At 63.1% G+C, this 26,742-nt stretch carries 20 protein-coding genes; 10 read left to right on the top strand and 10 right to left on the bottom strand.

Annotated elements, in window-relative coordinates; all coding sequences use genetic code 11:
• The first annotated feature begins 100 nt into the window (after positions 1-100).
• Positions 101-1,354 (top strand): sensor domain-containing diguanylate cyclase, encoded by a 1,254-nt coding sequence (locus CO671_RS05990; protein WP_097605177.1) that lies wholly within the window; start codon positions 101-103, stop codon positions 1,352-1,354.
• An 8-nt stretch (positions 1,355-1,362) separates the two neighbouring features.
• On the opposite strand, the gene CO671_RS05985 is transcribed toward CO671_RS05990, so the two are convergent.
• Positions 1,363-2,235, bottom strand: coding sequence for a D-alanyl-D-alanine carboxypeptidase family protein (locus CO671_RS05985; protein ID WP_097605176.1), 873 nt, complete (start codon positions 2,233-2,235; stop codon positions 1,363-1,365).
• A 370-nt stretch (positions 2,236-2,605) separates the two neighbouring features.
• On the opposite strand from CO671_RS05985, the gene CO671_RS05980 reads away from it, so the two are divergent.
• Together CO671_RS05980 and CO671_RS05975 are read left to right on the top strand one after the other, a co-directional pair.
• Positions 2,606-3,355, top strand: coding sequence for an aminoacyl--tRNA ligase-related protein (locus CO671_RS05980; RefSeq protein WP_097605175.1), 750 nt, complete (start codon positions 2,606-2,608; stop codon positions 3,353-3,355).
• Positions 3,356-3,506: 151 nt separating this feature from the next.
• A complete protein-coding gene (locus tag CO671_RS05975; RefSeq protein ID WP_097605174.1) occupies positions 3,507-4,025 on the top strand; it encodes an AAA family ATPase in 519 nt (172 codons plus the stop codon).
• A 23-nt stretch (positions 4,026-4,048) separates the two neighbouring features.
• Here the strand turns inward: CO671_RS05975 and CO671_RS05970 are convergent, their stop codons facing one another.
• Together CO671_RS05970 and CO671_RS05965 are read right to left on the bottom strand one after the other, a co-directional pair.
• Positions 4,049-4,603 (bottom strand): cysteine hydrolase family protein, encoded by a 555-nt coding sequence (locus CO671_RS05970; protein WP_097605173.1) that lies wholly within the window; start codon positions 4,601-4,603, stop codon positions 4,049-4,051.
• 104 nt (positions 4,604-4,707) lie between these two features.
• The gene (locus CO671_RS05965; RefSeq protein ID WP_097605172.1) at positions 4,708-11,814 is read right to left on the bottom strand and encodes a hypothetical protein; all 7,107 of its coding nucleotides are present in this window, start codon (positions 11,812-11,814) and stop codon (positions 4,708-4,710) included.
• 464 nt (positions 11,815-12,278) lie between these two features.
• On the opposite strand from CO671_RS05965, the gene CO671_RS05960 reads away from it, so the two are divergent.
• On the top strand, positions 12,279-12,662 hold the full coding sequence (locus CO671_RS05960) for an Hpt domain-containing protein (protein ID WP_010029490.1): 384 nt from the start codon (positions 12,279-12,281) through the stop codon (positions 12,660-12,662).
• Positions 12,663-12,953: 291 nt separating this feature from the next.
• The gene (locus CO671_RS05955; RefSeq protein WP_010029491.1) at positions 12,954-13,274 is read left to right on the top strand and encodes a 2Fe-2S iron-sulfur cluster-binding protein; all 321 of its coding nucleotides are present in this window, start codon (positions 12,954-12,956) and stop codon (positions 13,272-13,274) included.
• A gap of 604 nt (positions 13,275-13,878) precedes the next feature.
• On the opposite strand, the gene CO671_RS05950 is transcribed toward CO671_RS05955, so the two are convergent.
• Positions 13,879-14,505, bottom strand: a complete 627-nt coding sequence (locus CO671_RS05950) for a DUF922 domain-containing protein (protein WP_097605171.1) — start codon at positions 14,503-14,505, stop codon at positions 13,879-13,881.
• 102 nt (positions 14,506-14,607) lie between these two features.
• On the opposite strand from CO671_RS05950, the gene folP reads away from it, so the two are divergent.
• The 3 genes from folP to folK are packed head-to-tail and all read left to right on the top strand — an operon-like array spanning position 14,608 to position 16,350.
• Entirely contained in the window at positions 14,608-15,477 is an 870-nt protein-coding gene (gene folP, locus CO671_RS05945; RefSeq protein ID WP_097605431.1) for a dihydropteroate synthase, read from the top strand.
• Positions 15,474-15,839 carry a dihydroneopterin aldolase gene (folB, locus tag CO671_RS05940; RefSeq protein WP_009986496.1) on the top strand — a complete coding sequence of 122 codons (366 nt, stop codon included), beginning with the start codon at positions 15,474-15,476 and terminating at the stop codon, positions 15,837-15,839. Before folP ends, folB begins: the two co-directional genes overlap by 4 nt.
• Positions 15,832-16,350 carry a 2-amino-4-hydroxy-6-hydroxymethyldihydropteridine diphosphokinase gene (gene folK, locus CO671_RS05935; protein WP_097605170.1) on the top strand — a complete coding sequence of 173 codons (519 nt, stop codon included), beginning with the start codon at positions 15,832-15,834 and terminating at the stop codon, positions 16,348-16,350. Before folB ends, folK begins: the two co-directional genes overlap by 8 nt.
• A gap of 425 nt (positions 16,351-16,775) precedes the next feature.
• Here the strand turns inward: folK and CO671_RS05925 are convergent, their stop codons facing one another.
• From CO671_RS05925 to CO671_RS05910, 4 genes are all read right to left on the bottom strand, one after another.
• The gene (locus CO671_RS05925) at positions 16,776-17,327 is read right to left on the bottom strand and encodes a hypothetical protein (RefSeq protein ID WP_010030055.1); all 552 of its coding nucleotides are present in this window, start codon (positions 17,325-17,327) and stop codon (positions 16,776-16,778) included.
• Between the two features lie 210 nt (positions 17,328-17,537).
• On the bottom strand, positions 17,538-18,617 hold the full coding sequence (locus CO671_RS05920; protein WP_097605169.1) for a TIGR01620 family protein: 1,080 nt from the start codon (positions 18,615-18,617) through the stop codon (positions 17,538-17,540).
• The gene (locus tag CO671_RS05915; protein WP_097605430.1) at positions 18,614-20,089 is read right to left on the bottom strand and encodes a YcjX family protein; all 1,476 of its coding nucleotides are present in this window, start codon (positions 20,087-20,089) and stop codon (positions 18,614-18,616) included. Before CO671_RS05915 ends, CO671_RS05920 begins: the two co-directional genes overlap by 4 nt.
• A gap of 132 nt (positions 20,090-20,221) precedes the next feature.
• A complete protein-coding gene (locus CO671_RS05910) occupies positions 20,222-20,716 on the bottom strand; it encodes a histidine phosphatase family protein (RefSeq protein ID WP_010032769.1) in 495 nt (164 codons plus the stop codon).
• 276 nt (positions 20,717-20,992) lie between these two features.
• Here CO671_RS05910 and dksA point away from each other — a divergent pair, with 276 nt between their 5' ends.
• Positions 20,993-21,412 carry an RNA polymerase-binding protein DksA gene (gene dksA / locus CO671_RS05905; RefSeq protein ID WP_008525884.1) on the top strand — a complete coding sequence of 140 codons (420 nt, stop codon included), beginning with the start codon at positions 20,993-20,995 and terminating at the stop codon, positions 21,410-21,412.
• A gap of 208 nt (positions 21,413-21,620) precedes the next feature.
• On the opposite strand, the gene CO671_RS05900 is transcribed toward dksA, so the two are convergent.
• Together CO671_RS05900 and CO671_RS05895 are read right to left on the bottom strand one after the other, a co-directional pair.
• Positions 21,621-22,256, bottom strand: a complete 636-nt coding sequence (locus CO671_RS05900; protein ID WP_097605168.1) for a DUF1062 domain-containing protein — start codon at positions 22,254-22,256, stop codon at positions 21,621-21,623.
• Positions 22,257-22,659: 403 nt separating this feature from the next.
• Complete coding sequence (locus tag CO671_RS05895; RefSeq protein ID WP_170964932.1) at positions 22,660-23,688, bottom strand: flagellar biosynthetic protein FliO; 1,029 nt, start codon at positions 23,686-23,688, stop codon at positions 22,660-22,662.
• Positions 23,689-23,970: 282 nt separating this feature from the next.
• Between CO671_RS05895 and CO671_RS05890 the strand changes: the two genes are divergently transcribed.
• On the top strand, positions 23,971-26,574 hold the full coding sequence (locus CO671_RS05890) for a PAS domain-containing sensor histidine kinase (RefSeq protein WP_097605166.1): 2,604 nt from the start codon (positions 23,971-23,973) through the stop codon (positions 26,572-26,574).
• Positions 26,575-26,742: the final 168 nt, after the last annotated feature.

The raw sequence follows: 26,742 nt of genomic DNA, 5'->3' as shown, positions 1-26,742 counted from the left end.
GAAAAAAACCTGGCTGCGTGCGGTTGGGGATGCCACCGTATTCAATCTTTTTACGAATTTGTGGAACCCATCATGTTAACGCTGTCAGGAGGCATGCTGTATGGTGGTCGCACGAGTGTTCGGAAAGTCGTCGCCGGAGGCGATCCAGCGCGAAAACGACCGTTTGGCTGCGCTGCAGCAGCTCGATCTCCTCGATACGCCGAGGGACGAAGGCTTCGAGCGGATCGTCCGCCTGATCAAGCAGATCTTTTCCATCGACATCGGCATCATATCCCTGATCGACGGGCACCGGCAGTGGTACAAGGCCTGTTCCGGCCTGTCGGCCGACGAGGTGTCGCTGGAAGACACGTTCTGCCGCTGCGTGGTCGACTGTGACGAGCCCGTCATCGTGCAGGATGCCACCCAGGACGCACGATTTTTGAAGCATTCCGCGGTGACCGGCGAGGATCATATCCGCTTTTATGCCGGTGTGCCGCTTAGAACCAAGGCCGGGCATATGATCGGGACGGTATGCGCGATCGACCGCCGGCCACGATCGTTCGGCAGCAGGGACCTTGGCATTCTCCAGGAACTGGCGGGGGCGGCGATGGACCGCATCGATCTCATGCAGTCGGCAGCCACCGACAGCCTGACTGAGGCGATGACCCGGCGCGCCTTTAAACAAGAGGCCGACCAGCTGATTTCGGTCGCTTTGCGGCACCAGCATGAGCTCTCCTGCATCGTTTTCGATATCGACCATTTCAAGCAGGTGAACGACCAGCATGGACATGCTGCGGGAGACGAGGTTCTCAAGGCGGTGGCTTCGGTCTGCAAGGCAGCCCTTCGCGCCGGTGATCTCTTCGGCCGGATCGGCGGCGAGGAATTCGCCGTCGTGCTGCCGCAGGTCGATCGTCAAGGTGCCCTCGCGGTCGCCGAAAAACTCCGAGCCGCCATCGCCCTCCAGCCTGTCCACGGCGATCATGGTGTTCTCCACGTCACCGCGAGCCTCGGAAGCTCGGCGCTCTCGATGGTCAGCAAGGATGTCGAGACCCTTTTGGCACAGGCGGATGCCGCTATGTATCAGGCCAAGCGCGGCGGTCGCAAGCGCTGCGTGTCATGGAGTTCCATTCATACCGATCACGCGATCGGCGCTCGGCGGCGGGTGCTGAAGGCCGGCTCCATCCTCTTCAATGATCGGCGTTCGACCATCGATTGCACCGTCAAATCCATCGGCGCTGAGAGCGCCGGCATTTCGGTCTCCAATACGACCGGCATTCCTTCGGAATTCGTCCTTGCCATCAAAAGAGAAGGCTTCGAAACGAATTGCAGGGTGATTGCGCAAGACCGGCAACACCTCGAAGTGGCGTTCAAATAGATTGCGGCCTATTTCGTCGGCTGCGTATCCGTCATCGTCGCTCCGGGCTGGGTGCCCGGTGTAGTGTACGCCGTGGCGGTTGACGGCGACAGGGTGCTGTCCAGCAAGCCGGCCATCTTGTCGTCACGCAGGCCTGCGGTCTTTTCGCCCATGACGACGCCAACCACGCGGCGGCCACCCTTCAGCGCCGACGTCACGACATTATAGCCGGATGCGTCGGTATAGCCGGTCTTGATGCCGTCGACGCCGTCATAACGATACATCAGGTTGTTGTGGCCGCGTAGTTTCATGCCTCGGAACTGGAAGCCGCGCATGGAAAAGAGTTTGAACTCCTCGGGGAAGTCCCGCATCAACGAGACGCCGAGGGTCGCCATATCACGCGCCGTGGTGACCTGCTCCGGGTCGGGAAGGCCCGAAGGATTCTTGAAGACCGTGTCCTTCATGCCAAGCTGGTGCGCCTTGTCGGTCATCGCTTTGGCGAAAGCCTGTTCCGAGCCGCCGAGCTGTTCGGCGATCGCCACGGCGGAGTCGTTGGCAGACAGTACGACGATGCTTTCGACTGCTTCACGCAGCGTCACCTGACGGCCGGCGCCGACGGCAAGCTTGAAGGGCTCCTTGCTTTCGGCATTTTCCGACATGGTGAGCTTCTGTTCCCATGTGAGGCGTCCCTCATGCAGAGCCTCGAAAGCGAGATAGAGCGTCATCATCTTGGTCAATGATGCCGGATAGTTCAGATCGTCCTGATTGGAGGCTTCAAGGACCTGACCTGACTGCGCATCGACGACGAAGCTTGCCTGGCCGGCCTCAGCTTGGGCGAACGCGCCCATCAGCAAGGCGGACGAGAGCGCGGTGGCACGGAGGCGGGAGGTCGTCTTGGTCATCGGTATTACTGTCTCTGTCTTTGGACGGTCGGGTGAGCTGTTGGCTAAACGCAAGCCGATCAAGAAAGTTTGTGACGAAATGAAGGACAGGCGGCAATTAAAATGCCCTATCCACAGCTGATTCCTTTTGCGTTGCCGTCTTCGGTTTTGACAAGGGCGCTGACGGCACGTAGAAAATTCATCATGAGCATGAAGAGCGCGCTTTTTTTCCGCGAAATCAGCACCTGCCCGCAGGCTGCGATCGCGCGCGCTTTCGGCGGACGAGGTCTTCGCGTCCTGCTGTGACGTCGGGGCGCTACGGGCGTCCGGCGCGCTGCTGGACGTAAAGCCCCTCACCACGTCAATCAAGGTTGCCAGGGAGACAGGCACCGTGCTCAATATTTATCAAGTCAATTCGCTCGTCCATTGGGAAGAGCGCCAGATCCATCTGCGCGATCATATGATCGACTTCTTCGCGCAAGAGGTCCGCAGTTTTCTGAGATCGGTCAATCCGGCCTGGGATGTGCGAAGGGTCGAGGCACCTGCGCTGATGCCGCGATCGCTGGTTTCGAATGCCTATACGAATGCCGACATCTGGGTCCAGGAACAGCTTTCCGGCGGCGACACTGCGCTGGTGCTGAGGCCGGAGACCACGCCGTCGACCTATGCCTATATGCAGCATATTCTCGCAAACCATTCGAAGACGCGGATGCCGCTCTGCGTCTGGCAGGCGGGCCGGTCCTATCGCCGCGAGCAGGAGCAGCCAACAAAACATATGCGGCTGAAGGAGTTCTGGCAGCTCGAATTCCAATGCGCCTTCACCGCCGACAGCGGCAATGACTATCACGCCGCCTGCCTCGAACCGGTGCGCCGCATGATCGCCTCGCTGATCCATCTGCCGACGCGGGTCGTGCCCTCCGACCGGCTGCCGGCCTATTCCGAGGTGACGATGGATATCGAGGTCGACAATGGCGACAAGTGGATGGAGGTCTGCTCGATCTCGCGCCGCACGGACTTTCCGCAGCGCTACCGGTCGCAGCCGAAGAAGGGAGCTGCCATCGACCACGATGTCCTCGTGCTGGAAATCGCCATCGGTCTCGATCGGTGCGTTTACAATTGGGGCATAGCAGTCGATCGGTAAAAGACGGAAACCGGGATCGTATAGCCCCGGTTGCTACGGATGACTACTTCTGCTTGCCTTGCCATGCATCTCCTCTACAAGGAAGGGATGGACGAAGCCGGACAAGTCGGTCCGGCTTCGCTGCCGCATATTCACAAACGGGTGAGAGACCATGCTGGTGATCTTCGGCGGCTTACCGGGTAGTGGAAAGACGACGATTGCGCGCGCCCTCGCGAGACGGCTCGGAGCCGTGCATGTGAGGGTCGATGCGATCGAGCAGGCGATCAGAGCGTCGGGTGACCCTTCCAGTGACATCGGCCCGGCGGGTTATGTCGTCGCTTACGGCGTTGCGGAGGATAATCTGACGCTCGGCAGGATGGTGATCGCCGATTCGGTCAACCCGTTGACAATAACCCGCGAGGCCTGGCTGGCGGTCGCCGCGCGCTCCGGCGTGATCGCGGCCGAGGTCGAGGTGATCTGTTCCGACAAGAGCGAACATCGCCGCCGGGTCGAGACGCGGAAAACGGATGTGGAAGGTCTGATTAAACCGACGTGGCAGGAAGTCGTCGAGCGGATATATGACGACTGGGGGCAGAGGCCGATCATTGTCGATACGGCTGCGAGGGGTGTGCCAGAGATTGTCGAGGCGCTGATCGTCAAGCTGAGGACCGAGCGCCTGCTTCCGATTTGATATCGGCTGTTGCTGCCGATGCTTTATGAAAAGGCGGCCGCGAGGCGGATTTCCACCGCCGCCTTGCCCGCGTCGAATCCGTCGAGCGTTTCGTTGTGGTGGGCGACAATTTCGGAGAAGGTGAGGGTCGCCGTGTCGCCTGTGGTGTGGCCGTCGGCAATCAGCGTCACGTCATAGCCAAGGGAAACGGCGCGCCTGACGGTCGTGTCGACGCAGAATTGCGACATGCAGCCGCCGATGACGAGATGCGTGACCGCCCGTTCGTTCAGGCGTTCGGCGAGATCGGTCTCGAAGAAGGAGTCGGCGCTTTGCTTGCGGACGACGACCTCGCCGGGTTTCGGCGCAATCTCCTGGCGCAGTTCCCATCCGGGCGTGCCGACGGCCAATCGATGGCCGCTGCCGCCGTCATGCTGCACCAGCACGACCGGCGCGCCGGCCTGTCGCGCCTTTTCCTGAAGCGCTGCAAGCCGAGCGACGGTCTCATCCAGCGCAGAATCGACCTGGAATTGCCGCTCGGGCGTGGCCTTCCCGAAGAGAATTGCATTCTGCACGTCGATGATCAGCAGGGCCTTGGTCATTCGTTCGCGGTTCCGGGAATAGGAGCAGATCTTGTCGGCATCATAAGTGAAAGCCGCCTGACACAGGTTCAGGCGGCTCTAGATCCAAGGCGTCGGCCAGGCTTCTAGCGGAGCCTGCCCGCTGCGTGGGCGAGCATGGTGTAGACCTTGCCGGTATCCGAGGTGAGGTAGGACTGGGTGACAGTCTGGTTCGGGTCGGTGCGGGCGACATCGGCGAGCAGCTTTTCGAAATCGCCGATATAGCGGTCGACGGCGGTGCGGAATTCCGGCTCGCGGTCATATTTGCGCTTGATCTCGTCGAAGGTCTGCTGGCCCTTCAGCGTGTAGAGGCGGCGGGTGAAGACGTCGCGTTCGCCGCGCTGGTAACGCCGCCAGAGATCGACCGAGGCATCGTGGTCGATGGCGCGGGCGATATCGACCGAGAGCGAGTTCAGCGATTCCACGACATGGCGCGGATTGCGGCTGTCGTTGCTGCGTGTGGTCGGTGCGGCGGTTTCCGCCGGGCGGGCCGGGGCCCGGGCCGGCGCCTCGTCGGCGGCTTCGTCACGGGATGCACCGCGCAGGAGATCGCTGATCCAGCCGCCGCTTTCCCGCGCCGGTTCCTGGCGCCCTGATTCCTGGCGGGCGGGGGTCGGTTGCGGGGCGGCGCGCTGAGCGGCGACGGCCGGAGCGGACGGGGCGATCGTTCCACGCAGGCCCGTCGCTTCGATCGGCGGCGGTGCCGCTGGCTGCGGCGGCTGAGCTGCGACCGGCTGAGCGGGGCGCGGCGCCGGCTGCACCTGGGCAAGCGAGCGGGCGACGGGCTCGGAGATTTCAAGCTGCTGGCTGGAGCGGCCGACGAGCTGGGAGATATCCTGAAGCGCCTTGATCTGCTCGGCGACGGCGCGGCGCATGGCCGAGGCGCTTTCCTTGGCTTCCTCGGGCAAGTCGAAGGCGCCGCGCTTCAGTTCGGCGCGGGTGGCGTCGAGCTCGCTGCGAATGTCGGCGGCGGAGCGGCGGATATCCTCGGTGGCGCCGGAGAAGCGTCCGACGGCATCCTCGATCGCCTCGCGCAGCGATTCCCGCATGTGCTGAGCCGCACCGTCGGAGGCGCGGCCGGCCTCGCCGAGCATGCGCTCGACTTCCGACAACGAGGCGGTGAGGCCGCCGCGAATACGGTTGGAGAGATCGCCGGAACGGCGCTCGACATTGGCGAAGGTGCCGTCGATCGTCGTGTTGGCCTCGTCGCCGGCCCGGGTGATCGCCTGGCGCATCGTCTCGGCCGCTTCCTGGGCGCGTTTTTCGGTTTCGGTGAGAATGCGGCCGATATCGGCAAAGGAGGACTGCACGCCCTGGCGCAGATTGCCGGTGACCTGGTTGGAGCGCTGCTCGGCCCGCTCGAACACCGTCTCGATCATGCCGCCAAGGCCGCGCATGGTCTTTTCGATCTCGTCGGAGCGTTGCACCAGGCTGACGGAGAGCGCCTGCAGCGCGCCTTCACGCTCCTCGAGCGTCGAGGCAAGGTTGGACTGGGCCGCACCCAGAAGCTGCGAGGCCTGAGTCAGGACCTTGGAGTGTTCGTCGAAACGGCCGATGATGCCGCCGACCTGCGACAGTGTCTGGCCCGAAATGTCGGAAAGACGGTCGACCTTGCCTTCGAGAAGCCGGGTCGAGGCGTTGACCATCTCGGCAGCCTTGGTGGTGGAGTCGGCAAAGCGCGTCGTGGTTTCGCCGAGACGGCTGTCGACGCTGGTCAGCTGCTCGACGGCGCGGTTCATCATCATCGCCATCGCCGCGCTGCTTTCCGACATGCGCTGGACCAGACCGTTGACGTTGCCGACCAGGCTGTTTTCGATGGCGCTGACGGCATTGGCGGCATTCTCGGTGCGGGCGGCAACGGCGCTGGCGAGCGCTTCGTTTTCGGTGCGCAGACGGTCGGCGCTGAGGTTGGCGGCTGCGGTGATGCGGGCGGCGGCTTGTTCGCCGGCATCGGTGTAGCGATCGATGATCGGACGGGCGGTTTCGTCGAGAATGCGCGTCAATTCGACCGAGCGGCCTGCAAGCATCGAGTTGAGGTCGCGGGTGCGTTCCTCGAGCGTCGCGCGGATCGAGTTGCCGCGCGCCTCGAGCGCCCGGTCGATGTCGGAGAAGGTCGTATCGATCTCGCGGGCACGCTCCTCGAGATTGGAGCGGATGGCGCTGCTGCGAGCTTCGAGCGCCCGATCGACATCCGCCATGGTGGCGGAAATCTCGCTGCCGGCCCCCGACAGCGTCGAGCGGATGGCGTCGCCGCGCGCTTCGAGAGACTGGCCGGCATCCGACAGCGCCTTGGAGATGGCATTGACCTGCGTGCCGACGATCGTCTCGGCCTCGGCAACCTTGTTGACGATGGCATTGCCGGCTTCCGAGAAAGTCTGGGCGACGGCAGCGGCCTGGGTTGCCAGACGGTTCTGGGCTTCGGCGACGCGGGTGACGATCTGCGACGAACGCTCATCCATGGTGCGGGTGAATTCGTCGCTTTTTGCATTGAGATCCTCGGCGAATTGCTGGCCGGTCTTGCCGAGCAGTTCGGTGGTTCTCGTCGCTTCGCCTTCCATTCCCTGGGCTGCTTCGGCAACCGCGCTGCGCAGCGTCGACGCGAGGCCGGCGGCCTTGCCTTCGATGGTGCGGTTGACGGCTTCGAGGCCGACGGTCAAAGCGCGATCCATGGTCGAAAGCCGTTCCTCGATGCGCTCGTTGCCGCGGTCGAGGGTTTCGCCGAGGCTTGCCGTGCGGCCCTCGATGGCGCCGGTCAGCGTGGTCGTGCGGCTGTCCAGCGTCTCGGCCAAATTGGCGGTCCGGCTGTCGATCGCATGGGTGAGATTTGCGGCGCTGCCTTCGAGCGTCGCCGAGATGCGTTGGGTTGTGTCGTCACCAAGCGCGCCGAGACGGGAAATGCCGTCGGCGAGCACGCCGGACAGCTGGCTGCTGGCCGCTTCGACCTTGTCGGCAACGCCGCCGACGCCGTCACGAATGCGGCTCTCGATGGCAGTCAGGCCCGCTTCCATACGGGAACCGGTTTCTTCAAGACGTCCCGCAAGGCTTGCGACGGACTGGTCGAGATGGGTGGAAAGGCCCTGGGCGGAGCTCGAAATCGTGTTGGCCGCCTCCTGGAAGCGGCCGGCGATCTGACCGGCGCCGGCATGCATGCGATCTTCCAATGTCTGAGCGCCGGAATCGATCGCCTGACGGATCGAAGCCTCGCGGTCTTCCAGCGACATTTCGAGCATGCTGATGCTTGTCGCCACCGATGTGCCGATGCTGGTTGCCTGTTCGGTCAGCGTATCGCTGATCAGCGTATGGGCCTGGTTCAGCGACAGATCGATGGCGTTGGCGCGATCCTCAAGCGTCGTGCGGATGCGCTCATGGGCAGAATCCAGTCCGCTCTCGATGCGTGCTGCGGCCTCCTCGGCAAGGCCTCCGAGCCGCGCATGGGCATCGCTCAGGCGGCCTTCGATGCGGCCGGTCAAGCCGCCGACGAGGTCCTCGAAGCGGGCGCCGCCGGCATCGAGAGCGCCCGAGAGGGCTGCACTGTGTTGGGAAAGCGCATTTTCGAGCCGCTGCTGATTGTCGGCATAGGCGTTGTGGATGGCATCGGTCTTGTCGGCAAAGGCGCCGGCGACGCGCGCCTCGGCACTGGCGACGGCTTCCATGATGGAATTGCTGCGAGCTTCGAGCGCGCTGTCGAAACGGCTCTGATTGTCGTCGAGCGAAATGGCGAGCGCCATGGTCTTTTCGTCGAGCGTATCGGTGAGCCGGTCGTGGCTTGCCGTCACAGCGCCAATGATCGCGGCGGTGCGGTGCCCCAAGGCTTCCTCGATGCGGACCTGGCCCTCGTTCAACGAAGCGGCAAGCGCGCTGGCCTTTTGGTCGAGCACGCCGTTCAGGCGTTCATGCGTGCCGGAGACCGCATTGGTGATCGCATCGGCACCTGAGGTCAGCGTCTCCTCGAGGCGGCTCTGGCTCTCGTTCAGCGAGATGGCCAGCGCCATCGCCCGATCGTCGAGAGTCTCAGACAGCCGGTCATGGGTGGCGGAAACCGCGTTGAGGAAGGATTCCGAGCGCGTCTCCAGCGTGTCCTGCAGTCGCCGTTGGCCTTCGTTCAAGGTGGCAGCGAGCGCCGATGTATTCTGGTCGAGCGTTTCGGAGATACGCTCATGTGTACCCGAGACGGCCTTGAGGAAGGCCTCGGAGCGGGTCCCTAACGTGTCTTCGATCCGTGCCTGGCTCTCGTTGATCGAGATGGCAAGCGTCATCGCCTTCTCGTCGAGCGTTTCGGAGAAGCGGTCGTAGGTGCCGGAAACGGAATTCAGCAAGGCCGCGGAGCGGGTTTCCAGCGTATCCTCGATGCGGGCCTGGCTCTCGTTGAGCGAAATGGCAAGCGCCATCGCTTTTTCGTCCAAGGTTTCGGAGAGGCGGTCATGGGTGCCGGAAACGGCATCCATCAGGGCGGCGGAGCGGGTTTCGAGCGTATTCTCGATACGAGCTTGGGTCTCGCTCAGCGAGGCGGCTATAGCCGAAGCCTTACCGTCCAGCGTCTCGGCGAAGCGGTCGTGGGTGCCGGAGACAGCGTTCAGCAGGGCTGCAGAACGGGTTTCCAGGGTGTCCTCGATACGGGCCTGGCCTTCGTTCAAGGAAACGGCAAGCGCCATCGCCTTTTCATCAAGCGTATCGGCAAGGCGGTCACGCGTGCCGGCGATCGTGCTGAGCAGCGCTTCGGCGCGTGTCCCGAGCGCATCCTCGATGCGGGCGTGCCTCTCGTCGAGGGACGTCGTGAGCGCCGCTGACTTCGTATCGAGTATTTCCGACAGCCGCTCATGCGTGCCCGACACGGCATTGAGGAAGGCTGCGGAGCGGGTTTCGAGCGTGTCCTCGATGCGGCTCTGGCTTTCGTTCAGGGAGATGGCGAGCGCCATTGCCTTCTCGTCGAGCGTCTCGGACAGTCGGTCATGAGTGCCGGAAACGGCGTTCAGCAGGGTGGCGGAGCGGGTTTCGAGCGTATCTTCGATCCGGGCTTGGCTCTCGTTCAAGGAGATGGCAAGCGCCATGGCCTTCTCGTCGAGCGTTTCGGCGAGACGGTCGTGGGTGCCCGTGACAGCGTTGATGATCGCGTCGGAGCGGGTGGTCAGCGCTTCCTCGAAGCGGCCGTGATGGCTGGTCAGCGCCTCGACGAGCGCGCCGCCGCGCTCTGCCATGACGCTGTCGATGCGTCCATGCGCTGCGCCGAGCGCCTCGCTGATTTCGGCAGTGCGTGCCGTAAGCACGCCGCTCAACGCCTCGGCGCGGCCGCCGAAGGCGGTGGTCACCTCTTCAGTGCCGGCGGCAACGGCGGCGGTCAGTTCGGTGGTGGTCGTGCGCAGCGTATCGCGGAACTCGACTGAGCGAGCCTGGAGATTGTTCTGCAGGTCGGAAGTGCCCGATGCAAGCGCCAGCGCGATGTCCGACGTCGCGTTCTGCAGTGCCGAGGTCAGCTCGCCGGTGCGGCTGGTCAGCGCAGTGGTGATTTCTTCGCTGCGAGTGCCGAGCGTGTTTTCCAGCACTTCGTGGCTGGTGGCGAGCGCGGTGGCGAGCGCCAGCGAGTGATCCGTCATCGAGGAGCCGATGCGGTCGATGCCGGAATTAAGGATGCCGTCGATCGAATCCGAGCCGCCGGTCAGCGTCTCGTTGATACGGGCAAGGCTTTCCATCAGCTTCGTATCGAGCGAGCCGGTGCGCTTGTCGAAAGCGCTGGTGAATTCGGCGACGCGCTCATCGAAGGCAGTCGAGAGCTGGGCGACCGTCGTCTGCAGCCGCTCTTCGAAGAAGCCGGAGCGAAGGTCGAGATCCATGACGGCGTCGTCGGCGGTGCTCTGCAGGCTCTGGCGGAAGCTTGCGCCCTTTTCGTCAAGCGCGCTGTTCAGTTTCGACAGCACGTCGTCGAGCGTGCCGCCGATGGTGCGTTCGCCTGACGTCAGGCTTTCGTTGATCTCGCGGGTGCGGGCGATCAGGATTTCGTTGAGCTGATGCGTGCGCTCGTTCAGTGCTGCGTTCAGCTTCTCGGTGCTGCTGTCCATGGTCGAGGCGCGCGTCTCGAACTGGCTGAGAAGCTTTTCGCCGTGTTCGTTGAGGTTGACGGAGAGCGCTTCGAGGCGGTTGTCGAATTCGGTGGCCAGCGCGAAACCGGATGCGTTGAGCGTCTGGAGCAGGCTATCGGTCTTGGCGGCGAGCAGGCTGCCCATCGACTGCAGGGCGCTGTCCGATTTTTCCAGGATCGTCGCTGCGCGCGTGTCGATCAGCGAGGCGAAGGCCTCGCCCGATGTGGCGAGACGCACAGCGATCTCTTCGGTCGCAAGCGACAGTTCTTCCTTCAATTGGTCGTGGACGCTGCCGATCGAGGTGCGGATGCGGTCGGCATGATTGACGATCGCCTCTCGTTCGGAGCCGAGTTCGTGGACAAGGCCGCGCACGCGCAATTCGTTGTCCGCATAGGAACGCTCCAGCGCGTTGACTTCGGAATGAACCAGCGTTTCCAGCTCGGAAGCGCGCGCGATGGTGCGCTCGATGCCTTCGTTCATGGCCGAGACCTCGCGGCGCACCGCCTGGCCTACGGTCATGATGCGTTCGGAGGCGATGGTTTCCGGCTCTGCCAGGCGCAATGCCACCTCTGCCATGGAGCGGGCGGCGTTGCGCATGTCCTGGGCGCGGGAGATCATGATGGCGAAAGCATAGAACATCATCACCGGAATGATGATGCCGACCAGGCCGGCAATGACACCGGGCAGGGCGACGAGGTCGGCCAGCGACCGGATCTGCCAGATCTGCGGCGCGTAAAGCAGCGACATCAGGCCGAGGCCCGCCATCACCCAGAGCACGGAAAACAGGGTGGCGGTGCGCATCGCCGAGCGGCTGGAGGCGCCGTCGAAAGATTTCAGGATAGAGGCGGGCGTATTGCGGCTGGCATCATTGGCGGGTGCGAAGGCGGGAGCCCTGGAAGCCTGCTCGCCGTTGGCGCCGCGGCGGTTGCGGCGCTGCGCTTCTTCCTGGGCTTGCTGATTACGCACATTCGATGGATCAGACACATTCCCCTCCGGCGCCTCAGGCGCGTCGCCGCGGCGAGACGGCACATTATCCTTGCCGAAATCGATCTGGAGCGCCTCGTCCAATGCCTTGAACGCCTTGTCCTCTATCGACTCATTGTATTTGTTATTCGCCATTCGGTTACGCCTCGTTACTGTCGGCCGGTCCGCCAGCGCTGCCCAGGCTTCCGCCTCACCCCGGAACAACTTTGCCGTTACGGCCCTCCATCCCAACCGCGGACGGATAAGCATGTCATTTCAGAGTAGATAGCCGCTTTTTCAAACGGAAGGTATCAAAACACTACCATTATCCACTCACTCGGCAAAGGCGCGTACCATAAACCCGCTCCACCAGTATCGTAGTGACACATCTGGGCTCTTCACACAATTAATGAAGGCTTGAGATTTGCGGCTCGTTAACCCGTTGTTAACAATTTTGAATCCTCGACCCCGCTTAAAAACCAATAATTTAGGGATATTTAACGGACATTAACCATACGCCGAGATTTCCGTGCCCGCTGTGCCGGAATTTAACGTGATGGCCACCCTCCTGACGCAGAACTGTTGCAAGTGCGGACGACGTGAGACGGGAGAATTGGCAAATGGCGGCCCAGATGGCAGCATTGAATATCGTATTCGAGGCGCCGGACAATGCAAAGGGACCCTGTCCCTCGAAGGTCCGGCCGATCGACCTGGTTCATCTCGCAAAGCAGACGATGGGCGACAAGACGCTGGAAATCGAAGTCCTTCAGATGTTTGCCCGTCAAGCCCGCGCGTGCCTTCAGGATATTGCGAGCGGCGAGACCGTGCGTGTCGGGGCCGCCGCGCACAGGCTGAAAGGCGCGGCAAGTTCGGTTGGCGCATTCCGCGTGTCGCAGACGGCGGAAGTCATCGAGGAGACCGGCGGCGATGCCGGCACGATGGCGGCGCTAGGCGCTGCCGTTCTCGACGCGGAGAATTTCATCCTGAAGCTCTGCCGCGGCTGATCGCTCTTCCGCTCGTTCGAGGAGCCGCGGCGCCGCGCGTCTTTTCAGACGCACAAGCGACGCTGAGGCAGATTGAATGGCGGTATGATCTTATCCTTAAGCAATCATGCGGGCAGGCCCGTTGTTCCATTGCGGAACCACGGGTCTTTTTGCGACGTCCGATATGACGCATTGAAGACGGCGGGCGACGGCCTGATCTGCGAGGTTATGGCGAATTTCCGAATGTTGACTGACGCGTCGAATTGTCGGAAGTAAAGCCGCCCACCCATTTCAAGACCGGAAATAGTGCTGATGCCCAAACTTACCATCGTCGCCTTCGACGGCACGCGCTTCGACCTCGACGTCGATCAAGGCTCCACCGTGATGGAAAATGCCGTGCGCAATGCGGTGCCCGGCATTGAGGCCGAATGCGGCGGCGCCTGTGCCTGCGCGACCTGTCACGTCTATGTCGACGAAGAATGGACGGAGAAGGTTGGCCAGCCGGAAGCGATGGAAGAGGACATGCTCGACTTCGCCTTCGATGTGCGCCCCACCTCGCGGCTTTCCTGTCAGATCCGGATGAAGGCCGCCTATGACGGGCTCGTCGTGCACGTGCCGGAACGCCAGGCCTGAGGCCGGCGCCCAAAGCGCCTCGCATCAAATTTGATTCATGCGACGCGCTTTAGAGCCTTTCCTGGTTAGATTATTCTGCCGGAGCAGGTTTTCGTCAGGGCAGAGGCGATTGGCATACCTCTTGGTACGTCCGAGCCGATCGCCTCTGATCCTGGCTAGAGATGCCCGGCCCACCGGCCGGTCGACCATCCGACTCCGTTTGAGCCAGCAGAATGCTTCAATCTAACCAGGAAAGGCTCTAGCTCTTTGTTTTTATGCATGTCGTTGTCCCGGAACCGCTACACATTTCCGGGCGACATGCATTCGCCGCGATCACTGCCATAGCCACAAAAAAGACGCCTCGCGCGCTGGTGCGAGCGAGGCGAGGCGGGCGCATTACCTACGGATGAGGGAGGAACATCCGCGGCTTCGGAACGCGCCAGGAGAACCCAACGATGAAAGTCCAGATGCCGTAGCTGAACTTTCGAATGTGTTCATATTAACGCGTTCCGGTTGAGTCTGCCAGGATGAAAAATGACCATTGAAACGCTGGGGAGGGCGCAAGTTTCGCACAAGTTTCGTTGCGCAGCTAAGTTTTTCTGCTCGTAACCAGCTTGAAAAAGCCTTATTTTCCGCCGGCTCGGCCGTTGATTCGATTATTCAGCAATCTCAACATGCGCTTCTGGAAATTGACCGCTTCAACCCGGTCGAATCGCGCCTGCAGCCGATCGTGCTCCTCTATACCGCGAGCTGATTCGTTGGAGACGAGCTCCTGCATGGCCTCGCAGCTGCGCTGCTGCGGCAAAGCGCGGATAGCGCGCTCCATGGCGCGGGCCTGATCTCTGGCGATCTCGGCATGGCGCTCCTCGTGGCGCTTGATGTCACTCGACAGCGCGTCCCAGATCATCGACAGTTCCTTGCTGGCACCACGGCGGCTGTTCCAGCGCGGCAGGATGATCTGGGTGTGGACCGTGACCTTGACGTTGCCGACGCGGCAGCGGCCGTCATCCTGAATATAAGTGGCCTCGCCGCCGAAGCGGATTTTGGTGGCGCCGGGATGGCGCGCCGAGGAGCCGCTTGCCGTCGGGCCGCGCCGGCTGAGTTCCTGGTCGAGCTCCTCGGCGGTTTTGCCGCGGATGTCGAAATAGGAATAGCTTTTCGTTGCGATCACTTCGGCTGCCGCTGGGCCGCTGAGAGAAAGGGCAATGGAAAAGGCGACAGGAAGGACCATATAACGCACTGCAAGCGGCATTCTGAACGCAATCCATGTTGAAATCGACAGGAGCTTGGGGCATAGCCACCGCAAGCGCAATATCGGATGGCGGCTTTTTTCGTCATCAATAGGATAAGTCTGGTGACAGGGCTCGAAGGCAGTTTATGGCGTGTGGGCCATGGCCGGGAGATCGAACTCGGCCGTCGTTCTCTCATCATGGCGATCATCAACGTGACGCCGGACTCCTTTTCCGACGGCGGACGCTTCAAAACCGTCGATGCCGCCGTCGAACACGCGCTGCAGGCGGTGAGCGATGGTGCCGCGATTGTCGACATCGGCGGCGAATCGACCCGGCCGGGCGCAGCATCGGTCAGCCCTTCGGAGGAGCAGGCGCGGGTGCTGCCCGTCATCGAGGCGCTGCGCGGCCGCACCCAGGCGCTGATATCCATCGACACCTATCGCGCCGAGACGGCGCGGCTTGCGGTCAGCGCCGGCGCCCATATCATCAACGACGTCTCCGGACTGCAGAAGGAGAGCGGTATCGCGGACCTGGCCGCGGCGACAGGGGCGGGGCTCTGCATCATGCATACCGGCCGCGACAGGGTCAAAATTGCCGATGTGATCGCCGACCAGGTGCATTTCCTCGAACGGTCGCTTGATATCGCCGCTGCAGCAGGCGTCAACAGAGATCGCATCGTGCTCGATCCGGGCTTCGGCTTCGCCAAGGAAACGGCAGAAGAGAATCTGGAACTGATGGCGCGGTTTTCCGAACTTTCGCGCTTCGGCCTGCCGCTGCTTGCCGGCACCTCCCGCAAGCGTTTCCTCGGCACCGTGACAGGGCGGGATGCGTCGGACCGGGACGTGGCGACGGCAGCGACGAGCGTGTTGCTGCGCCTCCAAGGAGCTGCGGTTTTCCGGGTGCACAATGTCGCAATCAACAGGGATGCGCTTGATGTCGCCGATGCTATGCTCAATGCGCGCCAGGAATTCGAGAGGAAGCGGCCGACATGACCACCTACACGATCACGCTGCAGAACTGCGCCTTCTTCGCGCGCCACGGCGTGCATGACGAGGAGGAATTCCTCGGCCAGCGCTTCTTCGTCGATGCCGAGCTCGATGTCGTCGCCGGCGAGGCGCTGAAAAGCGACTCGATCGACGATACCGTCAATTACGGCATCGCCTTCACTGTGATCGAGCAGATCGTCACCGGCAAGCGACGCTACCTGATCGAAGCCCTGGCGCTCGATATCGCCAAGGGGCTCTGCGAGACATTTCCGCAGGTCCGGCGGGCGAAGATCACGGTGCGCAAGCCGAACGCGCCGGTGCCTGGCGTGCTCGATTTCGTGCAGGTGAGCGTTGAGCACTTTGCCTGAGGCCGTATACCGATCCGCCACCCTCGGCCTCGGCGGCAATATCGGCGAGCCGGTGAAGGCGATGGCAGCGGCGCTGCAAAGGCTGGACGGGCACGACGATTGTCGAGTTACCGCCGTGTCGCGGCTCTATCGCACGCCGCCCTGGGGCAAGACGGACCAATCGTTCTTCTTCAATGCCTGCGCCGCCGTCGAAACCCGGCTTCCTCCGGAAGCTTTGCTCGATGTCTGCCTCTCGATCGAACGCGAGATGAAACGCGAGCGTATCGAACGCTGGGGGCCGCGCACGCTCGATATCGACGTGCTGACCTATGACGGCGTCGTCCAGGACGCGCCCCGGTTGGAACTGCCGCATCCGCGGATGACCGAGCGCGGTTTCGTGCTGATGCCGCTTGCCGATATCGCCCCGGGCCTTGTCGTCAGGGGGCGGCCGGTCAGCGACTGGCTGCTCGACGCCGATGTGACCGGCATCGAGGTCGCCGATAACAGCGGCGACTGGTGGTGGAGCGCCTAGAGCCCTTTCCTGATTAGATTGAAGCATTCTGCCGGAGCAGGTTTTCGTCAGGGGCAGAGGCGATTGGCGATGGGCATACCCCAAGGTACGTCCGAGCCGATCGCCTCTGATCCCGGCTAGAGATGCCCGGCCCACCGGCCGCACCGCTTCGCTATGGCGAAGCGATCAGTGCGTCCGGCGATTCCCAAGTCTTACAGATTTGCGAGGCAAATCTGCGGGAGGGTAGGCTGAAACGGGCCGGCTGCTCGACCCGGCCGGCTTGGCCGTAGAGCTGGGCTACGACGCGCGCCGGCCGGTCGACCATCCGACTCCGTTTGAGCCAACAGAATGATTCAATCTAACCAGGAAAGGGCTCTAAGCACGGCTGCTGAAACGCGAAACGGCGGGAAACCCGCCGCTTCAGGAAAATCCGTCATGCGATCTGTCTACTGGATGGAGCCGACGGCCATTTCGTCGACCTGACGGGTCAATGTCAGGCCGATAACAGGGATCATCTGGCTTTCGACCTTGACCGAAACGGTGACGTTCATCGTCTTGTCGTCGCGTATGCGGGCGATCATTGCTCCGTTCAGCTTGGAGCGGTTGATGCCGACCACGACGGTATCCTCGGTGACGGCGCCGGAGACGACGTCAAGACCTTTGCCGGCGGCGCCGTCGAGAAACTTGCCTTTATAGCTGGAGCCCGACTGCGAGATGACGGCGGTCATCGGCTGCTTGAAGACGCCAACGCGGCAGGTGCCATCGAGTTTGATGCCGGTGGTGCTGTCGCCGGTCGGTTCACCGGTCAGGTTGCAGGTGAATTTCGTGCCCTTGTACTTGCCGGCGACGATCTCGCCGGGGCCTTTCCAGGAGCCGGCGACGGATTCGAAGAAGGCCTTGTCACGGGTTGCGGCGGTGGCTGCCGGAGCGACATCTGCGACCGGAGACAATGCCGCGGCGGCGAGGCCGCATACGAAGAGAAACTTGCGCGAATACATGGATTTTCCTTGGCAAACACCACTCACGAACTGGCGCCAAGTTTTGCCGAAAAATGGTTAATCCTTCCTTTCGACTGTGCCGAAATGCCAGGGATTACAGGCGTGCCAGGCTGTGCGAATTTTAATATCCTGCCACTAACGTGTTGAATCTGATGCTATTTTCATGACTTCACGCTGGGGGAGGCGAAAGCTGCGGAATTGCTTCGTCGATTAAGGATTGTTGCTGCGCGGTGACATGGAAGGCGTGAGATCGCCGATGAAATCACCGATTCCCGGCCGTTTCAGCGCGCGGAAAGCCAGCGGCCGGCAGAGATCCATCGCCGCGATTCCGATGCGGGCGGTCATCAGGCCGTTGATGACGCCCTCGCCGAGTCGGGCCGAGAGCTTCGAGGCCAGCCCATGGCCGAGCACCTGCTGGACGAGGCTGTCACCGACGGCGATCGAGCCGGTGACGGCAAGATGCGCCAGCACGTCGCGCAGCAGGCGGAACATGCCGAGCGTGCCGGGGCGGCCGCCGTAGAGTTCCGCCATGGCGCGGATAAGGCGGACGGCCTCGTAAAGCACATACAACAGATCGACGACGGCGCGCGGGCTGACGGCGGTGACGATCGACACACGCTTGGAGGCATTGACGATGAGGGCGCGGGCCTTGCGGTCGAGCGGGGCGAGCAGCTCTCGTTCGGCCAAGGCGATCAGATGCGGGGGATCGATGACCTCGCCCTCGGTCGCCTTCAGCGTCGCGCGTCCCTTCGATGTCTCGGGGTTGGCGGCAAGCAGCGTGGTGAGGCGCGCAACGACGGCGCGCGCCTTCGCCGGCCGGGTTTCGAGGATCGCGGCTTCCGCTTCGGCCTTGATCGTCTGGACGGCGGCAAGGCGCATCATGCCTGCGGCCTCGCGGATGACGAGGGCAAGCACGGCGAGGATGCCGATCGCCAGCGCGCCAAGGGCTGCGTAACCCAACCAGTCGGCGCGGGTGAAGAGATCGCGGATCAGCCGGTCGGTCCAGAGGCCAATGCCGAGCGACAGCAGGATGCCGAAGGCGCCGGCGGCGATCTTGCCGAAGGAGGTCCGCCGCTTGCGCGGCGTGGCCACTGGTGCTGCGCCGAGATCCCTGTCGGGATTGATGAAGGGATCCTCCTCATCGGGCGTCAAGACGATCTCTTCCGAGAAGCTCTCCGGCTTGCGCCGGCCTTGCTGCTGCCGGCCGTTGTCGCGCGGCTCGGATGGCTCATCGTCGTAAGCGAAGGCGGCGGGTGGGCGACGCGGCACATCGGACGGGGGCTTACTCATGCGAGACGGTCTCCGAACAGGAACTGCATGGCGCGGTCGAGGCGGATATGCGGCACCGACAGCTTGATGCCGCCGCCGGTTTCCTCGAGATGCGGCGGGCGGAACCTGACGACATTGACTTCGGGCAGGGTCCCACCGGCCTCGCCCGAGACGATACGGTCAAACAGGCCTTCCGGATCCTCCGGCAGATCGCCGGGGAAGATCGCGGTCTTTCTCTGGCCGTCGAAGCGCTCGCCGGCAATGGTTTCGCCCGCCATCGGCGTGCCGACGATGACGGGCAGGTCATGGCCGTCACGTTTGACCGATGCCTCCCGGGTAGCGCGCACGGAGGCGAGCGCCATGACATCGATGCCGGCGCCGGCCATGCCGATGCGGGCGATGGCGCGATCGACGAGGCGGCGGGTCAATGCGTCGAGCCGGTCGTGGCTCTCGTGATGGAGATGGTCAGCCTTGGTGGCGGCGACCAGCACACGGTCGATACGGCGGCCGAGCAGCGAGGAGAGCAGCGAATTGGTGCCCGGGCGGAAGCAGGCAAGCACATCGGTCAGCGCGCGTTCCAGATCCTGGACGGCTTCGGGGCCGCGGTTCATCGCCTGCAGCGCGTCGACCAGCACGATCTGGCGGTCGAGCCGGGCGAAATGCTCGCGGAAGAAGGGTTTGACGACCACCGACTTATAGGCTTCGTACCGTCGCTCCATCATCGCCCAGAGCGAGCCGCGATCGGGACGACCGTCGGGCGGCAAGGCGAGCGGGGCGAAGGTCAGCGCCGGCGAGCCGTCGAGATCGCCGGGCAGAAGCAGGCGCCCGGGCGGCAAGGTGGAGAGCGAGCGTTCGTCGGTCTTGCAGGCCTTGAGGTAATCGGCAAAGGCGGCGGCAAGCTCGCGAGCGATCATCTCGTCGGCGCCGGCATTGATATCGGCGGCACGTGTCAGCGCCAGCCATCCCTGCGACAGTGCGGAGCGGACGCCGGTTTGCGCAAGCGCCATCGTCTCCACGCTGAACGTCCGATAATCCTTGCCGAGCAGCGGCAGGTCGAGCAGCCATTCACCGGGATAATCGACGATATCGATCGACAGCCGGCCGGGCGAGAACAGCCGGTTCCAGCCGCTGGCGCTCTGATAGTCGAGCGTGATGCGCAACTCGGAAATGGCGCGGGTCGAGTCCGGCCAGATGCGATCCTTCACCAGGGCCCGGATATGATCTTCGTACTGGAAGCGGGGCACGGCATCATCTGGCTGCGGCTCGAGCCGCACGGCGGAAACGCGGCCGGATTGCACCGGCTCGAACAGCGGCAGTCGGCCGCCATGCAGGAGATTGTGAACAAGCGAGGAGATGAAAACCGTCTTGCCGGATCGCGAGAGGCCGGTGACGCCGAGCCGCACGGTCGGATTGACGAGGCCGTTCGCCCGGTCGGCGAGATTGTCGAAGGCGATGCGGGCGTCGTCGGCAAGGGATGTCAGGCGTGGCGGCAAGGCGCGATTCCGATTGATGACTGCCGGCAATATAGGAAGGCGGCGTTGTGCGAAAAAGAAGTGGCGCGAACGCATTTCCGTTTTCCGCGGAAAGTGAAAATTTCTGCCGCTCTTCGAATTGCTCGGACGATGTCAGACGACAACGAAATCGGTCAGGCGCCAGGCGGTGACGGAAGCATCGAAATCGATGACGGCAAGGCCTGCCGTCGGAAAGCCGCGGGGAAGGGCGGCGACCATCGCCTTGTGGCCGATCAATGTCTCCAGCACCTGCTCCATGGTCGGATTGTGGCCGACCAGCATGACGGCGGCAACCTCCTGCGCATCGACGATTTCGAGATAGGTGCCGACGGTGGCGTCGTAGAGCGCATCGACATAGCGCACGTCGAGCCCGACTCCGACCGCCCGGTGGACGGCGTCGGCGGTGTCGCGGCAGCGAAGCGCCGTCGAACTGATCAGAAGATCCGGACGGTAGCCCTTGTCGGCTGCCTTGTCGGCGATGATCTCGGCATCGCCGTAGCCCTTTTTGCTGAGCGGCCGGTCGAAATCGCGCTGTCCGGGGTCGGCCGCAGCGGCCTTGGCATGACGCAGGAGATAGATGCGGTTGGGCGGAGGCAGCGGTACGGTCATGGGCAAATCCAGGATCGGGCGGGTCTTTTCAGTAGCGGCTGCGGTCGGCCGCCGTCAATCGCCAGCCATGCCGCAGCTGCCTAAAACGTGGCTGACAACACGGCGTTTTGAAGGCGAAGCCAAAAACGGCAGCCGGAATAACCATGACAAAATAGACCGTTAGCTTAAAATTGTAACAGATTTAAAAATCTGTTTACCTGTCGTATTTGGCTTGAATCGCGGATAGCGCTTGGGATATACACCCGCCCAGATGAGATGTTCTTCAGGAGAATCGCGTTGAGTGAGAAGATCGATCTTAGCAATTACGTTCCCTCGGAAGAGGAAGAGTTCATGAACGTAAACCAGCGTGCCTACTTCAGGGCGAAGCTGGTCGCCTGGAAAAACGATATCCTTAGAGAAGCGCGCGAAACACTCGACCACTTGGCCGAGGAAAGCGCAAACCATCCCGATCTCGCCGACAGGGCGTCGTCGGAAACCGACAGGGCGATCGAACTTCGCGCCCGCGACCGGCAGAGAAAGCTGATCTCCAAGATCGACGCGGCCCTGCAGCGCATCGAAGACGGCACCTACGGCTATTGCGAGGAAACCGGCGAACCGATCGGTCTCAAGCGCCTCGACGCCCGCCCGATCGCGACGCTGTCGATCGAGGCGCAGGAGCGCCACGAACGCCGTGAAAAGGTCTATCGCGACGAATGACGTTTTCGATATAGGCAGAGACACATTGGGCGCCGCGATCTGATCGCGGCGCCTTTTTGTCGGGGCCTACTGGCGGCTTGTCGATCGGTCTTGGTGCGCCGCCCATCGATGCGCGTCGCATCACATTTTATTCAAGCGACGCGCATCAGCCTTTGTTTTATGCATCTCGTTGTCCCGGAATCGCTGCACACGTCCGGGCGGCATACATTTAGAGCGGGCCACCTACCGCCAGAGGTTTCCACGGTCGCTCCCGCTCCGCCTCCATGACGAGATCGATCGTGACGAGCGTGCCACTCCTGATCCGCCGCCGCATGATGTCAACCCCACCGGGGTCCGTTCGACATAGGCCCTGATCGTGCAGCGCCTGCAGGCGCGAGCGCGACATCTTCAACTCCCCGGCCAGCAGCCGATCCAGCCGTATGTTTGTCGCGAACTGGGCTGTCAGTTCGATTTCCAGGCGTGTCCAGCCTGCGATCTCGTGCCGTATCTCCTTGGCGATGTCGAATTCGGCGAACTCGTCAACGCGCTGTGCTTTGCGCCGCAGCCCATCGAGATTGAAGGTTTCCGCGCGAACCCAATCGGGGTCGTTGGACTGCAGCGCGTCGAGCGTCAACGGATCGATGTCGCGGATAGTCCGGCGCTCGAAGATCGGCCGGTTCCATGTCCTTTCGCAGGTCAGGCATTTGTAGATCAGCCAGGCGTCGAGCTTGCGCCCGTTGGCATTCAAGCGGATCTTGCCGCTGGATCGGAAAGCTCTGAGGCCTCCGCATCCGCCACATGCAATCCACGGCTGGGGCGCTGTCTTGGGGGTGATGGTCCATCGGACCCGAAGCGTCTTGCACATATCGTCTTGGTCTTCCGTTTGGAAGTCCACCAAGATGGTGCAGGAGAAACCCTTGCGGGCGCGGTGTGGCGATGTTGTGGGCGGCTGAAGAGCTGGGCAGCGGAGCTGCACATGGCACATTGTAACAATGCCAAACCGGTCTCTCGCCACCACCCGATGAACATGGTCGCATGCCGCCAGCGTCTCGCTTTGCGGCAGTACGGGTGAAACTGGGGTGAGACCGGTATTTACTTAGGCAAAGTGTGACCTCGATGCGCCAAAGCTCTTCGCGTCGATTGATAACAAATGATCGACGCGGTGGGGAGGCCCGAAGAGCTCCAGGACTGAAAAGCCGCGGCGTTGCGGCATTTCTGCAACTTCGTGATGAGGTCACGAATGCGCGCAACCGCGCCTGCGCCGGCAGTCACTTGTCGCGATTGACGCTCATTTCGCCGAAAATGCGGGCAACTTCCTTCTGCAGCTCCGTGTCGGCGCCGGTGATCGGGGCAAGCTCGGGATCGCGGCGCGGCAGGTTGGCGGGCTGCGGCGTGGTCTGGCGCGGGGTCTGGTTTGCCGGGGCCGGCACGATGCGCTCGGCCGTCAAATTGTTCGCCATTTCCTGTTCCAGCACCCGCTGGAAATCACGGCGAATCGCCGCTGCCGATTGAGCAGCCGCTTCGTCCGCAGGCGTCGCGGGTGCGGTGCGCGGCGCCGGCATGTCGGGGGCGGAGACCTCGGGATCGATGCGCTGCTGCGGCAGGACCCGCTGGCGGGCGGCGTCAAGGATTTCGGCGGCACTCGCCGTATCGTGATAGGGCGCGGGCTGCGCGACCGGCGGGGCAACCGGTTGTTCCGGCGGGCGCGGCTGGAGCGGAGCCGGGCGCGGAGAATGGTCGCGTTCGGCCGACAGCGGAGCCGTCGCGGGCTCCGCCGGAAGCGGGCTGGTGGCCACCGGCGGCGGCACGGCCGGCTGGGCCGGCGGTTCGGGGCGCGGGCGCGGCTCCGGCGCGGCTGAGGCCGCGAAGGCCGGTTCAGCGGGCGGCTCGGCACGGGCTGCAAGCGGCGGACGGCTTACGGAAACGGGCGGTGTTTCGGGGCGCGGGACTGTTGCCGGCCGCTCCGCAGCCGGCTCTGGCCGTTTGACGCTTTCGGGCTGTTCGGCCGCCTCGGCCAGGATGCGGCTTTCGATGACGATGTCGGTCGGACCGCCGATCATGATCAGATGTTCGACGTCGTCACGGCGCACCAGCACCAGCCGGCGGCGGGTATCGACGGCTGCCGCATCCAGCACCTGCAGGCGGGGCTGACGGTTGCGGCCGCCGCGCACGAAGGGCGAGGGGGCGCGGCTTCGAATCAGCCAGAGCGCCAGAATGAGCAGGAGAAGCGCCAGGCCGACGCCACCGGCCGCAAGCAGGAAACGGCTGCCGTAAGCTCCGACAAGATCATCGAACATAGTCACTCACTCCATTTCGCATTCGGCACATATTGACGACTTTTCCGTTCCTTAAACAAGGGCCGAAGGTCCTGTCCAGTGACGCACGGAGGCGATTTCGTATTGTGCCGGATGACGGCTGCCGGCTTGCGCGAGGCAGATGGCGCTCTAGCCTGTGAATTCAAGCAGTCTTGCCGGTGACCGGTGTTTTTGCCGGCGTGGCAAATTGCTAAGAAGGAAAGAGTGCCTGATTCCTGCTTCGTGTTCGTGCTATGAAATGGGAAGGGCTTATGCGAGGAATACATGACGAAACCGCGTCAGGCCGACGACTATAACGCACCGCTTGTGGATCGTGGGGGGCGTTCTGGCACGGTTTTGCGCATCCTTCTGTTGGCGCTCGTGCTGATTGCGGCTGCCGGCGCCTTCGTCGTCTTCAAAAGATCACTCGACAACGAGATGGTGCTCGGCGGCCTCGGCGTGCTTGCCATGGTCGGCATCTTCTTCCTGGTGTCCTCGGTCATCGGCTTCATCGAGGTGATGCCGCAGCACCAGTCCGACAGCCTGGCGCGCGCCTTTCTCAACAGTCATCCGGATGGGACGCTGATCACCGACGACAAGGGACGGATCATCTATGCCAACGCTGCCTACAGCGCGCTGACCGGCGCGCGCAAGGCGACCGAGGTGCAGACGCTCGAAACGCTGCTGTCGCGCCATCGCGAGTCCAACGAGGCGCTCTACCGGCTGGTCAACGGTCTGCGCGAGGGCAAGGAGGGCCGTGAGGAGTTTCGTCTGCTGCGCGCCGTCGGCCCCGGCTCCAACAGCTCGGGCGCGCATTGGTACCGGCTGAAGGCGCGGCTGCTGCATCAGGAGGATAATGGCGGCAAGCCGCTGCAGATCTGGCAGATTACCGACATCACCGCCGAACGCGACGATCAGGAGCGATTCTTCAAGGAGCTGCAGAACGCGATCGACTATCTCGATCACGCACCCGCCGGCTTCTTCTCCGCCGGCCGGAAGGGCGAAATCTTCTACCTGAATGCCACGCTTGCCGAGTGGCTGGGCCTCGACCTGACCAAGTTCCTGCCGGGCTCGATGTCGATCGGCGACCTGGTGGCGGGCGAGGGGCTGGCGCTGATCCAGTCGGTGCAGGCCGAACCAGGCCTGAAGAAGACCGTGACGCTCGATCTCGATTTGCGCAAGACCAACGGCCAGAGCCTGCCGGTGCAGATCATCCACAGCGTCACCTCGATGCGCGACGGGGCGCCCGGCGAAAGCCGGACGATCGTGCTGGCGCGCGAAAAGAGCAGCGAGAGCGGCCAATCCGCTTCGGCCGCCGCCATGCGCTTCACGCGCTTCTTCAACAACACGCCGATGGCGATCGCCTCGGTCGATGGCGAAGGGCGCATTCTGCGCACCAATGCGCCGTTCCTGAAGCTGTTTTCCGGCGTCGTGTCGCGCGACGATCTCGAGAAATCACCCTCTCTCGAAACCATCGTGCAGGAGAGCGACCGGCCGCAGCTGGCCGCGGCGCTGGCGGCGGCGAAGGACCGGCAGGGCGACATCGCGCCGCTCGACACCCGCACGCCGACCGACGAGGCGCGCTATTTCCGCTTCTATGTCAATGCTGTCATCGACCAGAGCGACGAGGCGCCGGAGGAAGCGGCGATCGTCTATGCCGTCGAGGTGACCGAGCAGAAGGCGCTGGAAGCGCAGATGGCGCAGACGCAGAAGATGAACGCTGTCGGAACGCTCGCCGGCGGCATCGCGCATGACTTCAACAATGTGCTGACGGCGATCCTGCTGTCGTCCGACCATCTGCTGCTGCAGGCGCGGCCCTCCGATGCGAGTTTCGCCGACCTGATGGAGATCAAGCGCAACGCCAACCGCGCCGCGGTGCTGGTGCGCCAGCTGCTTGCCTTCTCGCGCAAGCAAACGATGCGGCCCTCGGTGCTGAACCTGACGGATGTCGTCGGCGACCTGCGCATGCTGGTCGACCGGCTGCTCTCCGGCACCAACGTTAAGCTCGACGTGCAATATGGCCGGGATCTCTGGCCTGTCAAAACCGACCTGTCGCAGTTCGAGCAGGTGCTGATCAATCTCTGCGTCAATGCGCGCGATGCGATGCCGGAAGGCGGCACGCTGACGCTGCGCACCCGCAATCTGACGGCTGCCGAGGTCTCCGCCTTCAACTATTCCTACATGCCCGCCGAGGACATGGTGCTGGTCGAGGTCACCGATACCGGCACCGGCATCGCGCCTGAGATCATGGACAAGATCTTCGAACCCTTCTTCACCACCAAGGATGTCGGCAAAGGCACCGGGCTTGGCCTTGCCATGGTCTATGGCATCGTCAAGCAATCGGGCGGTTACATCCAGCCGGAATCCGAGGTCGGCAAAGGCACGACCTTCCGCGTCTTCCTGCCGCGCCATATCCCCGAGCCGGCGGTTGCCGCCGAAGCCGGCGCGATCGACAGCGCCATTGCCGCAGTCGGCACGCCTCCCGAGGCGCCTGCTGCGCAGCAGCCCGAGGACCTGACAGGCTCTGCCGTCGTCCTGCTCGTCGAAGACGAGGAGGCGGTGCGCCGGGGCGGCAAGCGGATGCTGGAAACGCGCGGCTACACCGTGCATGAGGCGGGCTCGGGCGTCGAGGCGCTGAGCATCATGGAAGAGCTTGAGGGCAAGGTCGACATCGTCGTTTCCGACGTCGTCATGCCTGAAATGGACGGCCCGACGCTGCTGCGTGAGCTGCGCAAGAACTATCCAGACCTGAAATTCATCTTCGTCTCCGGCTATGCCGAGGACGCCTTTGCCCGCAACCTGCCGCCGGATGCGAAATTCGGGTTCCTGCCGAAGCCGTTTTCGCTGAAGCAGCTGGCTGTGGTGGTCAAGGAGACGCTGGATAGTTAGCGGTTACGGCTTCGTGGTTTCCGGATAGGGCGTTCGACGTGGCACCCCCCCCTCTGTCCTGCCGGACATCTCCCCCCCCCACAAGGGGGGAGATTGACGCTCGGCTTGACCTTCGCACGTCGCTAACGTTGTGCAGTTTGCAATGTTCATTATTCGTGCGGCCTGCGC

Origin of the sequence: Rhizobium sp. M10, from assembly GCF_002531955.1 — a bacterium.
GTDB classification, from domain to species: Bacteria; Pseudomonadota; Alphaproteobacteria; order Rhizobiales; family Rhizobiaceae; genus Rhizobium; species Rhizobium etli_C.
The sequence above is the reverse complement of the archived record's forward strand: the minus strand, read 5'-3'. Positions and strand labels throughout refer to the sequence as shown.

Excerpts from the sequence above, each read along its gene's own strand:
- CO671_RS05960 (WP_010029490.1), top strand. The coding sequence starts at position 12,279 with ATGGCGGCCCAGATGGCAGCATTGAATATCGTATTCGAGGCGCCGGAC.
- CO671_RS05985 (WP_097605176.1), bottom strand. The coding sequence starts at position 2,235 with ATGACCAAGACGACCTCCCGCCTCCGTGCCACCGCGCTCTCGTCCGCC.
- CO671_RS05910 (WP_010032769.1), bottom strand. The coding sequence starts at position 20,716 with ATGACCGTACCGCTGCCTCCGCCCAACCGCATCTATCTCCTGCGTCAT.
- CO671_RS05950 (WP_097605171.1), bottom strand. The coding sequence starts at position 14,505 with ATGCCGCTTGCAGTGCGTTATATGGTCCTTCCTGTCGCCTTTTCCATT.
- CO671_RS05900 (WP_097605168.1), bottom strand. The coding sequence starts at position 22,256 with ATGTGCAAGACGCTTCGGGTCCGATGGACCATCACCCCCAAGACAGCG.
- CO671_RS05895 (WP_170964932.1), bottom strand. The coding sequence starts at position 23,688 with ATGTTCGATGATCTTGTCGGAGCTTACGGCAGCCGTTTCCTGCTTGCG.
- CO671_RS05920 (WP_097605169.1), bottom strand. The coding sequence starts at position 18,617 with ATGAGTAAGCCCCCGTCCGATGTGCCGCGTCGCCCACCCGCCGCCTTC.
- CO671_RS05990 (WP_097605177.1), top strand. The coding sequence starts at position 101 with ATGGTGGTCGCACGAGTGTTCGGAAAGTCGTCGCCGGAGGCGATCCAG.
- CO671_RS05890 (WP_097605166.1), top strand. The coding sequence starts at position 23,971 with ATGACGAAACCGCGTCAGGCCGACGACTATAACGCACCGCTTGTGGAT.
- CO671_RS05970 (WP_097605173.1), bottom strand. The coding sequence starts at position 4,603 with ATGACCAAGGCCCTGCTGATCATCGACGTGCAGAATGCAATTCTCTTC.
- CO671_RS05955 (WP_010029491.1), top strand. The coding sequence starts at position 12,954 with ATGCCCAAACTTACCATCGTCGCCTTCGACGGCACGCGCTTCGACCTC.
- CO671_RS05965 (WP_097605172.1), bottom strand. The coding sequence starts at position 11,814 with ATGGCGAATAACAAATACAATGAGTCGATAGAGGACAAGGCGTTCAAG.
- CO671_RS05975 (WP_097605174.1), top strand. The coding sequence starts at position 3,507 with ATGCTGGTGATCTTCGGCGGCTTACCGGGTAGTGGAAAGACGACGATT.
- folB (WP_009986496.1), top strand. The coding sequence starts at position 15,474 with ATGACCACCTACACGATCACGCTGCAGAACTGCGCCTTCTTCGCGCGC.
- CO671_RS05925 (WP_010030055.1), bottom strand. The coding sequence starts at position 17,327 with ATGTATTCGCGCAAGTTTCTCTTCGTATGCGGCCTCGCCGCCGCGGCA.